Origin of the sequence: Syntrophotalea sp., assembly GCF_050253115.1 — a bacterium.
In the GTDB taxonomy this organism is placed as follows: domain Bacteria; phylum Desulfobacterota; class Desulfuromonadia; order Desulfuromonadales; family Syntrophotaleaceae; genus Syntrophotalea; species Syntrophotalea acetylenica.
The window spans coordinates 38490-50069 of the sequence record NZ_JBFWJQ010000005.1; the positions used below are offsets into that span (position 1 = coordinate 38490).

Here is an 11580-nt window from a genome sequence, read left to right on the forward strand (position 1 = left end):
CCGGTTCGAAGCCTTGTTTTCGTCCGGGAACGGTCTTTTCCCCGGACGCAAACGGTGTTGTGTCCGTTTGCGTTTTGCGGATGAACGTCAGGTAGTGTCCATCATGAAACAAACGGGTCGTGGCAGGATTATAACAGAGATTTTATAAACTCCGGCAGAAAAGCTGCTGAACCATCACAGCGGCTGTCCGCCGCCGGGCATTCCGGGTTGCCGGGCAGGCTTGGAAGTTCGACGGCAAGTGTGATAGGATTTTTGAAAAACGACCGTGCAAGGGGGAGAAGGTGAGTCAGAAAAAAACGTCGGCGGATATTCATGTTCACGACCAGACCGCGGCCCGGACGGCACCGCCATCGCTCTACAGGGTATTGATGCACAACGACGACTACACCACCATGGAGTTTGGTGGAGGTTCTCGAGGGGATCTTTCATAAATCGGCAACGGACGCACATCACATTATGCTGAACATCCACAATGAGGGGACGGGCGTATGTGGAACCTTCCCCCATGAAATCGCCGAAACCAAGGTTGCCCGGGTTCATCGGCTGGCACGTCAGGCCGGTTTCCCGCTGCGCTGCAGCCTGGAAGAAGCCTGAAGGGAGCGATCTTATGTTCGCACAGGAAGTACAGATAACCTTTTCCCTGGCGGTGCGTGAAGCTCAACGGCGACGCCACGAATACCTGACCACCGAACATGTCCTCTATGCCATGCTGCTTGAACAGCACGGCAAGGATCTGATCGCGGCCTGCGGCGGTGACACCGAAGCCCTCAAGGTGCAGCTGGAAAGGTATTTTGCCGAGCATCTTGAAAGCCTTGTCGATGATGCCGATGCGGTTCCGGAGCAGACCGTCGGGCTGCAGCGGGTTCTGCAACGGGCGGTGCTGCATCTGCATTCCGCGGGCAAGAAAGAAATCACCATCGGCGATTTGCTGGCGGCCATGTTTGCCGAAAAGCACACCCATGCCGTCCATTTTCTCGAAGCTCAAGGCGTGTCGCGGCTCGATGTGCTCAATTACATCTCCCACGGCGTGACCAGGGTCCCGCCACGGCACGATGCCCCCTCCGCCGGGGATCCAATCCCTTCGGACAGCGGCAGCCGCGAAAAAAGCGACGAAGCACGAGACAAGCCGAAACAGGATCCTCTGGCCCTGTTCACCGTCGATCTGGTGGCGCGGGCGCGTCAGGGGCGCATCGATCCGCTTATCGGCCGTGAGGCCGAACTGAAGCGTACCGTACAGGTGCTGTGCCGCCGCCGCAAGAACAACCCCCTGTTCGTTGGTGAAGCGGGGGTTGGCAAGACCGCCATGGCCGAAGGCCTGGCACTGATGATCAGCCAGCAAACGGTGCCGGAAATTCTTCGCCAGTGCTCGGTGTTTGCTCTGGATATGGGGGCCTTGCTGGCAGGCACCAAGTTCCGGGGGGATTTCGAGGAGCGCCTCAAGGCGGTTGTCAAGGCGCTGGAAAAGCACCCCGATGCCATCCTGTTCATCGACGAGATTCATACCGTGGTCGGTGCCGGCGCCACCAGCGGCGGTTCCCTCGATGCGTCCAATATCCTCAAGCCGGTGCTGGCCAGCGGCGATTTCCGCTGTATCGGATCGACGACCTACGAGGAATACAAGAATCTGTTCGACAAGGATCGTGCCCTGTCCCGGCGTTTTCAGAAAATCGATATTGTCGAGCCGAGCGTCGAGGAAACCATTGGTATCCTTCACGGACTCAAGGATCGTTATGAAGAGCATCATGGCGTAACCTACACCGAAGACGCCATCCAGGCCGCCGCCGAGCTGTCCGCGCGCCATATCAACTTCCGCCACCTGCCGGACAAGGCCATCGACGTCATCGACGAAGCGGGGGCGGCCATGCGTCTGGCCGGGGGCCGGGTGGTGCATCTGGACGATATCGAACGGGTGGTGGCCGGCATCGCCCGCATCCCTGAACGCAGCGTCTCGACGTCCGACCGTCGTCGGCTTAAAACCCTGGCGCGGGATCTGAGCCGCAAGGTGTTCGGGCAGGATGAGGCGGTCGAGACCCTCTCCCGCGCCGTGCTGCGGGCCCGCGCGGGGCTGGGGCATCCGGAAAAGCCGACCGGATCTTTTCTGTTTACCGGCCCGACGGGTGTCGGCAAGACCGAAGCGGCCCGGCAACTGGCTTCGCAGCTGGGTGTGGCCTTTATCCGTTTCGACATGAGCGAATATATGGAGAAGCACTCCGTTTCACGGCTGATCGGTGCGCCTCCCGGCTATGTCGGTTTTGATCAGGGCGGGCTTCTGACCGAAGCCGTGATCAAGCAGCCCTACGCCGTATTGTTGCTCGATGAAATTGAAAAGGCCCATCCGGATCTGTTCAGCATTCTTTTGCAGGTCATGGATCATGGCAGCCTGACGGACAATAACGGCAAGAAAGCCGATTTTCGCAATGTTGTGCTGATCATGACCAGCAACGCTGGCGCCCGGGAAATGAGTGCCAACCCCATCGGTTTCGGCAAGGAGGAGGGGGGCAGCCCCCGGCAGGCGGTGGAGAGGACCTTCTCGCCGGAATTTCGTAACCGCCTCGACGCGATTATCCCCTTCCATGGTCTGGGCGAAGACACGATGCTCAAAATCGTCGACAAATTTATCGAAGAGTTGCGCAGTCGCCTGACGGAGCGCCGGGTCAAGCTGGCGCTGTCTCCGGCCGCCCGTTCCGATCTCGCCCGCCGCGGTTACGATCCCCGCTTCGGCGCACGTCCTCTTGCCCGGCTCATCCAGGCCGAAATCGGCGATACCATTGCCCAGGAAATATTGTTCGGGGAACTGCAGGATGGTGGGGAAGTGCGGATCGGCTGTCGCTCGGGCAAGTTGACCTACCATTTTTCCAAAGGGTAGCATGCCCATATATCAGCTGATCGATGACATGATCTTTCCGCCTGTGGAGCATGCCGAGGATGGCGGAATCCTTGCGATCGGGGGGGATCTTTCCCCCCGGCGCCTGTTGCTTGCCTACAGCATGGGCATTTTCCCCTGGTTCGGCGATGACCAGCCGATTCTCTGGTGGTCTCCCGATCCCCGCTGTATTCTTGAGCCCGGAGCGCTGCGCGTGAATCGCAGCATGGCCAAGGAGCTGCGACGCGCCCGTTTTAACATTACCTACGACCGCGCTTTTTCCCGGGTCATCGAGGCCTGTGCCAAAACCCCGCGCAGGGAAGGGCCCGGTACCTGGCTGACGAGGGATATGCTGGAGGCGTACAAACTGCTGCACGGTCTCGGTTATGCCCATTCCGTCGAAGCCTGGCTCGAAGACCGGCTCGTCGGAGGCCTGTACGGCATCGCGGTGGGGCGCTGTTTTTTCGGGGAGTCGATGTTTCACTCCATCGACAATGCCTCCAAGGTTGCTTTCGCAACCCTCGTAACCCGCCTCGCCGAGCTTGGATATCAGCTGATCGACTGCCAGCAGACATCCACACATCTGTTGTCCTTCGGTGCCCGGGAAATTGCCCGCGACCTGTTTCTGCAACGCCTGGAAGCCGCTGGCATATTGCCTTCCACGCATCCGGCCAAGGGGATTTTCCCTGTCTGATGCGGGCATGTTCCCTGCGCCATGCCGCTGCACCCTGATGCTTCGGCCGGCGGTTATGCAGCGGCCTGTCCTCGGGTTTTTACCGGGGGCAACCCGCCCTGTTTCTGGCTATTTCTGTCTGCTTAAAAAATATGCAAAGAGCCAGAAGTGCCCTTTGTATCAAGGGTCTGCGGGGGATGCATGCCCGTTCCCCACAGGGTTTTCCACGGATCTGTGGATGGATTGAAAAACATCTGTGAAAATAGCAAATTAAAAGTTGTGATGAAGGTGGTTTCAGGGGCGCTGCCGGTCTGCGCCGGGCCAACTGCGCGAATTTTAAACGGTCCCTGGATTTTCTCCAGTGGTTTGCCTGACAGCCAAATTTTTTCGGGAAGAGGTCGCTGTGAAAAGGCTGGACAGACCCAGCCTTTTCACTGGGGCGGGACCGGCTTTTTTTGCCGATTCATGCGGGCAGTGCGGATGAATTTCTCGAGGCGTTTTTGATCTTCGGCCATGATGGCCGTGAATTGCAATCCTGCCATGCAGGTATCGGCGCTTCCATGGCCATGGCTCCACACCACTTCCGCCACAGTGCAGATCGGGGCGTCGTCGGGTTCGATCTGCATCAGCAGCAGGCACAGCTGGGCCTTGTCGATCGGGGTCTTGAAACCGAGGCGGATGCCGCCGCTACTCAGGTTGACCATGCCGCAAGGCAGCTTGGGCAGGGACCCGGGCGGGGTGTTGGCAAGTCTGTGGATATTCTGTTGCCACTGTTGACGCACCTCCTGCAGGTCTCCTGTTGAGCGGGTGTAACGAATGCCGATGGGCAGGTTGATCCGCTCGGCTGGCCGTATCTGAAAAAACTGCAGATGCCCGTCGAATCGCAGCTGAATTACATCCCTGCCAATATGATTGTGGTAGAAGGCCTGGGCTTTCAGACCCAGCCCCAGACTCTCGGAAACCACGGACAGCCGGTTGCCGGCGGCAAACAGGGAGGTGTCGGCCCGGTAAGGCAGGCTCAGCGTCAGGATGCCGTTTTCCACGGACTGGCAGCAGGCGGAAAAGTTTTCGATACGGTCCTCGCCTCGGTCGGGGCTGGCAGAATGGATGAGAACTTTTTGTCCTGGCTTGAAGTGTTTATTGTACATGGCACGTGTTTTCCGTTGCGGATTCCGGTTATAAGGCGCGATAAGAAAGGATGTCGGAACCTCAGATTAGCAGGTTTTGTGCCATGCTGGAGGATCCTGCCGGCTGGCCGGAACCGCCACCGGCATGGCGTGCAGGCAGGTACTGCCGCCGTGGGTATCAGGACGGCGTGTCCGCAGGGTGTCGGTCAAGCGCCAGGCGGCCCCTCAGATCATCGATGAACTGGCGGGCCACCAGTCCGGAAAACCGCCCGCGCCGTTCGGCCCACAACAGGGCGGCACGTTTTTGTTCCTCATCGTCCACCGATAGATTGTGCCTTTTTGCTAAGTGCCGGCAGATGTCGAGATAGGCGGCCCGTTGTGGCAGAGGCAGGTCCAGAACGACGCCGAACCCCGCGCAGGCTGCGAAGGGTGCTGTCTGCGGCGGTCCTTCCGGGGCGGCAAGCGTGTCGGGTGCAGCGTTGTCGGTGTTGTGCAGAGGCTGTAGCGAGGTGTCCATGGTCGCGTAGATCCGCAGGTTTTCCGGACAGGTTTCGATATTGCCCTGCAGCAGGTTTCTGAGTTCCCGGAAACACGCGGGATCCTTGCAGGGAAACACCTCCCGACAATACAGGATAAAGCGGAACGGGAGATTGCGCAGGCGGGAAACCATGATGGGCAACTGCTGCAAATCGTCGCTGCGGATCTCGATCATGCGCAGTCCCTGATCCTGGAATTTTTCCAGCAGCCCTACGATGGCCGAACGCTTGCCGGTGCCGGGTTCCCCCCGGAGAAGCACATGGTTGGACGGCAGGCCATGAGCGAACTGAGCTGTGTTCCGGCACAGGTTTTCGAGGATGGGGTCCAATCCTTTCAGGTCGGCATGGCTCTGCAGGCCAGGCCGGGCGATTTCCTCAAGATAGCCGGTATGGTGGTTTTTTATCCAGCGAAAGGCAATGTATTCATTGAACATCTGGGGAGCGGGAGCGTATTCGACCAGACTGCGTGTCAGGTACTCCTCGCCGAGATCAAGAAAACGCTCCAGCCTTTCGAAGAGATATTCCCAATCGATTTCCATATGGTTGAATTCCATGCCGCTTCTTTCCTTGCGTACCGGTGAAAAATGGACCCGTAATGAATAATAACAGAATTTTCTCCAGGTGTTCTCCATGCAAAGGCCGGCCTTGCTGACGGATCGGCAACAAATCATGCGAGACGCGGGACAGTGTTGGTCATGGCTGCGGGGAGGGTGTAAAATACTGCATTTTACGGGAGAGGTTCGTGGAAAAAAGAGTATTTGAGCTGTTTGCCGTAACGGCCCTTGGGCTGGAGGCGGTTTGTGCCGGAGAATTGTCGGCGTTGTCCTTGCCCGGAATCCGCATCGCAAAGGGCGGCGTCTGTTTCAGCGGCGGGCTTGAAGAGCTGTACCGCGCCAATCTGTGGCTGCGTAGCGCGTCGCGTGTCGTGGTCAGGCTCGGGGGTTTTGCCTGCAGGGATTTTCCCGCCTTCTACCGAAAGACCCTGCAGCTGCCCTGGGGCCGGTTTGTGCGGCCCGGGACCCCTTTGCAGGTCCGGGCGACCAGTCACCGGTCGCGACTGCAGCATACCGGCCGTATCGCCGAAACCCTGCGGCAGGCCGTGGACCGGGCCCTCGGAGGCGTCCCTCTGTGCACGGATCGGCCTCAACAGCTAATTCTGGTGCGTTTCGAGGACAACCAGTGCCAGATTTCCATTGACAGCAGCGGGGCTCTGCTGCATCGCCGCGGCTATCGGACCATGACCGGCGCCGCGCCACTCCGGGAAACGCTGGCCGCCGGGATTCTGATGTCGCTGGACTGGACTGCCGGCCAGCCGCTTGTCGACCCCATGTGCGGCTCCGGCACCTTTGTCATCGAGGCGGCCCTTTTGGGCATGGGGCGGGCGCCTGGCATCTCACGCGAATTTGCCTTCATGCATTGGCCCCGGTATCGTCCCGGTTTGTGGCAGGTTCTTCGAACCGGCGCTTTGAGCCTGGAACGTCCGCTAGATGTGCCGCTGATCGGTCGGGATCAAGATAACGCCGCCATCGCCCTGGCCAACGCCAATGCGCAGGCCGCAGGGGCGGGGGCCGCCAGCCGTTTCGAGGTTGCCGAGCTCGGCACGGGCATGGTGCCGGACCGGCCCGGGCTGATGGTGTGCAATCCCCCTTATGGCCAGCGGCTTGGCCGCGGTGTCGACCTTGCCCGCCTCTACCGTCGACTCGGTGCATACTGTCGCGAATCCTGCAAGGGTTGGCGGGTTGCGGTCGTCTGTCCTGTCGGTCCCCTTGGCGCCGCCCTTGGCCCTGATTTTCAGTGTCACTCCGTGTTGTATAACGGCGGCATGGCGGTCGGTCTGCATGTTGCTCATCCGTAGCAGGGTTCTGAAAATCCACGTCTGCCGCTTCCGCAAGCTGATTCTTTTTCAGGAATCTGCTGGCTCGTGGCTGTTGGCGCATTGTCGACAGAGGTTGCTTATCCACTGTCTGGTACATATATTTTCCTTGCATTGAAACAACGTAGACACTATAATCCCCCTTCGTGTCGTCCGGCGGTGCCGGTCAGCACAACTTGATTGAAGGAAAGCGAGGTGAAGGTTACGTGGAAATTCAAGTCGTCGACAACAATGTCGAAAAGGCTATCCGTGTGCTGAAGCGCAAGTTGCAGCAGGAAGGTTTGTTTCGTGAAATGAAGCAACGCAAATTTTACGAAAAACCCAGCGTCAAGCGCAAGCGTAAGGAAAAAGAAGCACAGCGGCGTCTGCGCAAAAAAATGCGCCTGATGAAAAAAGCCTGATGCCTCGCAGCTATAGGGTTTTGATACAAAAAGGGACGATTCTTTATGAATCGTCCCTTTTTGCGTTGTGCGCGGCATTCAGTGGTTTTTTACGGCGGCCGGGTTTTGGCAGGTATTCCCTGCTGGTCCGCGCGATAAAAAGCCGGCCCTCCTGATGGCGGAGGTGCCGGCGTTTTTGTCAGGCAGACTGCTGAAAATCAGTTCGGCATGATCGGCAGTTCGATTCCGGCGATTTTCTGCAGCAGGCGAACAACCTGACAGGTGTAGCCGAATTCGTTGTCGTACCACACGTACAGTACGCAACGGTCTCCGTTGACAATGGTGGCCAGGGAGTCAACCACCCCGGCATGACGGGAACCGATGAAATCGCTGGAGACCAGCTCCGGTGAATTGACGAAGGCGATCTGATTCTGCAAATCGGAGTGCAGAGCGATGTCGCGCAGATAGTCGTTCAATTCTTCGACGGAGGTTGTCTTGCTAAGGGACAGGTTCAGAACCGCCAGGGATACGTTGGCTACCGGCACGCGAATGGCGTTGCCGGTGAGTTTTCCGGCGAGTTCGGGCAGGGCCTTGGCGGATGCCTTGGCCGCTCCGGTTTCGGTAATGACCATATTGAGGGCGGCGGCTCGGCCGCGGCGGCTCTTTTTGTGGTAGTTGTCGATAAGGTTCTGGTCGTTGGTGTAGGAATGGCAGGTTTCCAGATGTCCGTTGACGATGCCGAAACGGTCGTTGACGGCCTTGAGCACCGGCACCACGGCGTTGGTGGTGCAACTGGCAGCCGAAAAAATATTTTCGTTGGGCGTGGCCAGTTCGTTGTTGATTCCGAAAACGATGTTGGGGATGTCGCCTTTGCCGGGGGCGGTCAGGATGACCTTCGATACGCCTTTGGCCTTGAGGTGGCGTCCGAGTCCCTCCCGGTCCCGCCAGAGGCCGGTATTGTCGATAACGATGGCATCTCGGATGCCGTAAGCGGTGTAATCGATGTCTTCCGGTGCATTGGCATAGATCAGACGGATCATGTTGCCGTTGGCGATGATGGCGTTTTCCTCTTCGTCGAAGCTCAATACGCCATGAAAGGGACCGTGCACCGAATCTCTTTCCAGCAGACTGGCACGTTTCATCAGGTCGTTGTCGGTGCCTTTGCGGACCACGATGGCGCGCAGCCGCAACTTGTCGCCTCCTCCGGTTTTTTCCACCAGCACGCGGGCCAGCAGGCGGCCGATGCGACCGAAGCCGTAAAGCACCACGTCGCGGGGTTCGTTCAGCAGGGAGCCTCTGCCATTGTTGACCGCCGTGAGTTTGTCCGCAACAAATTGCTCTAAGGACAATTTATCCTTCTGCTCCCGGAACTGAACCGACAGTTTCCCGATGTCGATGCGGGACGGGGACAGGTCGAGCTTGCTCATGGCCTGCAGGACGGGATACGTATCAAGGATCGAAAGTTCGCTTCCGAGTACCTGTTGGGCAAAACCGTGGGCGTTCAAAACATCGATGACCGTTTTGTTGACCAGCGACTGACCGTAGACGTTGATGTTGACGCCACGGTCGCGGTAGAGGTGGCCGATCAGGGGAAGCATGGCCTCTGCGGCTTCATCTTGCCTGATCCAGTCATTCAGGTACTTTTCCTGCTTTTGCATGCTCATCGCTCCCTTCTGGAGCCCGATGGGAATATCGGGCCTGCGGTTGAAAAAACGGCCATCATCCTATAAAAACAGGAGAGGCATTTCAATGGTTTTGTGCCGCGCGGGGCACTTTGGGCTGGACTTCGCATCCGTATCTGATATTAATATGCATTAGGGTTGCCCGGCAGGCGGGGGCAGGGAGGCGATGCACCAGATTGCATCGGCGTTATGGGCAAACAGTCCCTGTCCGGTGTGGTTTCTCATTCTTTTTTAAACTTTTTTATTCTAAACCAACTGTCTTGCCTTTTCAATCAATTGTTGATAGTTTCTGGTACTTTTTACTCAATCTGGATGCCGTGCTCCTGGGCAGGGACACATGCGTGCCCGGCCAACAGGCAGGTGTCTTTTGCGAACCGAAGGGGAGGTGCGGGGAATGGTGGACAAAACCTTTTATCGGGAGCTGGGACTGGTCAATACGCGCGATATGTTCCGCAAGGCAATGGCCGGCGGATATGCCATCCCCGCCTACAATTTCAACAACCTCGAGCAGCTGCAGGCGATTATCCAGGCCTGCGCCCAGACCGGCTCGCCGGTCATCGTTCAGGTCAGTAAGGGCGCTCGAAACTATGCCAACGAGACCATGCTGCGCTATATGGCCATGGGTGCCGTTCGCATGGCTCGCGAGATGGGTTCCGAGATTCCCATCTGCCTGCATCTGGACCACGGCGACTCCTTCGAGTTGTGCCAGTCCTGCATCGAGTCCGGTTTCTCCTCGGTAATGATCGACGGCTCCCATCTTGCCTACGATGAAAATATCGCTCTGACACGCAAGGTCGTTGAGTACGCGCATGCCCATGATGTAACGGTGGAGGGGGAATTGGGCGTGCTTGCGGGTATCGAAGACGAAGTGTCGGCCGAGCATTCGACCTACACCAAGCCTGAGGAAGTCGAGGATTTTGTCGGTAAAACCGGTGTCGACTCCCTTGCGATATCCATCGGTACCAGTCACGGAGCCTACAAATTCAAGGTTCGGCCCGGTGAGCAGCCGCCACCGCTGAGGTTCGATATCCTTTCGGAGGTTGAAAAGCGCATCCCGGGTTTTCCCATCGTGCTTCACGGGGCATCGAGCGTGGTGCCCGCCTATATTGAACTTATCAATCGATATGGCGGAAACCTCGAAGGAGCCATCGGCGTTTCAGAAGAACAGCTGCGCAAGGCCGCGGCCAGCGCCGTATGCAAAATCAACATCGATTCCGACGGCCGCCTTGCCATGACGGCCAAGGTAAGGGAATACCTGGCGAACAATCCCCGGGAATTCGATCCTCGCAAGTACCTTGGCGCCGGGCGTCAGGAGCTGATCGATCTGATCACTCATAAAAACAGAAATGTGCTTGGCAGTGCCGGTCGGGTTTGACCACGACAGGCAGGGGCCGAGCCGGAAAAATTGGGATGTCACCAGAAAGAGGCCGCCGGTTGGGGCCTCTTTCTTTTATCGGGGCAGACCAAAATGGCAGTTGGTGTCTTTGTGTTGTTTCTTTGTTGCCCAGTGTCAGCAGGCCATGCGCGATGAAATATCGGCTCTGCCTGCAATGCGGGCGGATAGGGCCGCGGCTTATTCGCCTGGAGGAGGAGGGGAGTGTACGCTGAAGATTGTTCGATGGGAACAACACTGAAGTTTTCTGATCCGGATCTTGAGAAGCAGTTCCAGAATAAAAAGATTACGGATAATCTATTTGTTCCAAGATTAATTTATTTGTCCGGATCTTTTTTATACGCAGTATTTTTCGTACTCGATGTGTTTTTGCTGAAAAATGTAATATTTATATGTGCCTTTATAAGATTTTTGATTGTATGCCCCTTGCTTTTGGTTTCCTATTTTATGTTGGGAAAGCCATTATATAAAAAATATAGAACTTCTATTGAAGTCTTTAATGGTTTCGCTGCCAGTGGTGGAATTCTGGTGATGATTTCAATAGCGAATCCTCCTGGAAGTCACCTTTATTATGGTGGCCTCCTATTATGCTGTTTGTTTTTCTATGTCTTTGAACCAAGACAGATTATTTCGAATGTCCTTTCATGGGGTACCTTTTTTTCGTATTGCATTGTTGCAATGTGTTTTACGGAAACTCCAAGTTCAATATTTCTAAATAATGTTTTTATTTTTTTCTTTTTTAATATTGGCGCCATGTTTGCCTGTTATTCAATAGAACTTTTTCAGAGAAAAGAATTTTTGCAAAAGATTACCATACAGGATCAATCTGATCGTTTATATCAGGCTTTATGTGAAGTCGACCTTCAGCGTGAAAAAGCTGAAAAGCTGTCCCTTTTGGACCCGCTTACCGGACTGGCAAATCGGCGCCACTTTTTTTGGCTCTTCCCCCGATCGAGTGGGTAACACCTATCGGGCAATGCTTTCGGGGTAGAGATTCAACCCCCCGAGGTGGAAATAGATGGCATTGCGGAACCGCTCTTTGTTGCGGAAGCC

9 protein-coding genes and 1 pseudogene are annotated in these 11580 nt (G+C 56.7%); 7 read left to right on the top strand and 3 right to left on the bottom strand.

The window, feature by feature from the left end; all coding sequences use genetic code 11:
- Positions 1–308: 308 nt before the first annotated feature.
- The 3 genes and pseudogenes from AB7E65_RS01270 to aat all read left to right on the top strand — a co-directional run bounded on the left by AB7E65_RS01270 (position 309) and on the right by aat (position 3557).
- Positions 309–594: pseudogene (locus tag AB7E65_RS01270) on the top strand (ATP-dependent Clp protease adaptor ClpS).
- Positions 595–607: 13 nt separating this feature from the next.
- Complete coding sequence (gene clpA, locus AB7E65_RS01275) at positions 608–2866, top strand: ATP-dependent Clp protease ATP-binding subunit ClpA (protein ID WP_072285839.1); 2259 nt, start codon at positions 608–610, stop codon at positions 2864–2866.
- Between the two features lies 1 nt (position 2867).
- The gene (aat, locus tag AB7E65_RS01280; RefSeq protein WP_072285838.1) at positions 2868–3557 is read left to right on the top strand and encodes a leucyl/phenylalanyl-tRNA--protein transferase; all 690 of its coding nucleotides are present in this window, start codon (positions 2868–2870) and stop codon (positions 3555–3557) included.
- A gap of 410 nt (positions 3558–3967) precedes the next feature.
- Here aat and AB7E65_RS01285 read toward each other — a convergent pair whose 3' ends face one another.
- Complete coding sequence (locus tag AB7E65_RS01285; protein ID WP_428745124.1) at positions 3968–4684, bottom strand: PilZ domain-containing protein; 717 nt, start codon at positions 4682–4684, stop codon at positions 3968–3970.
- A 157-nt stretch (positions 4685–4841) separates the two neighbouring features.
- A complete protein-coding gene (locus AB7E65_RS01290) occupies positions 4842–5753 on the bottom strand; it encodes a DUF815 domain-containing protein (protein WP_072285836.1) in 912 nt (303 codons plus the stop codon).
- A 188-nt stretch (positions 5754–5941) separates the two neighbouring features.
- Between AB7E65_RS01290 and AB7E65_RS01295 the strand changes: the two genes are divergently transcribed.
- Positions 5942–7054 carry a THUMP domain-containing class I SAM-dependent RNA methyltransferase gene (locus AB7E65_RS01295; RefSeq protein WP_320360864.1) on the top strand — a complete coding sequence of 371 codons (1113 nt, stop codon included), beginning with the start codon at positions 5942–5944 and terminating at the stop codon, positions 7052–7054.
- Between the two features lie 224 nt (positions 7055–7278).
- Positions 7279–7473, top strand: a complete 195-nt coding sequence (gene rpsU / locus AB7E65_RS01300) for a 30S ribosomal protein S21 (protein WP_072285834.1) — start codon at positions 7279–7281, stop codon at positions 7471–7473.
- Between the two features lie 197 nt (positions 7474–7670).
- On the opposite strand, the gene AB7E65_RS01305 is transcribed toward rpsU, so the two are convergent.
- Positions 7671–9116: a glyceraldehyde-3-phosphate dehydrogenase gene (locus AB7E65_RS01305; RefSeq protein WP_072285833.1), complete on the bottom strand. Its 1446-nt coding sequence runs from the start codon at positions 9114–9116 to the stop codon at positions 7671–7673.
- Between the two features lie 412 nt (positions 9117–9528).
- Here AB7E65_RS01305 and AB7E65_RS01310 point away from each other — a divergent pair, with 412 nt between their 5' ends.
- Both AB7E65_RS01310 and AB7E65_RS01315 read left to right on the top strand, forming a co-directional pair.
- On the top strand, positions 9529–10509 hold the full coding sequence (locus AB7E65_RS01310) for a class II fructose-bisphosphate aldolase (protein ID WP_072285832.1): 981 nt from the start codon (positions 9529–9531) through the stop codon (positions 10507–10509).
- A 222-nt stretch (positions 10510–10731) separates the two neighbouring features.
- Positions 10732–11490, top strand: coding sequence for a hypothetical protein (locus tag AB7E65_RS01315; protein WP_428745125.1), 759 nt, complete (start codon positions 10732–10734; stop codon positions 11488–11490).
- Positions 11491–11580 lie beyond the last annotated feature (90 nt).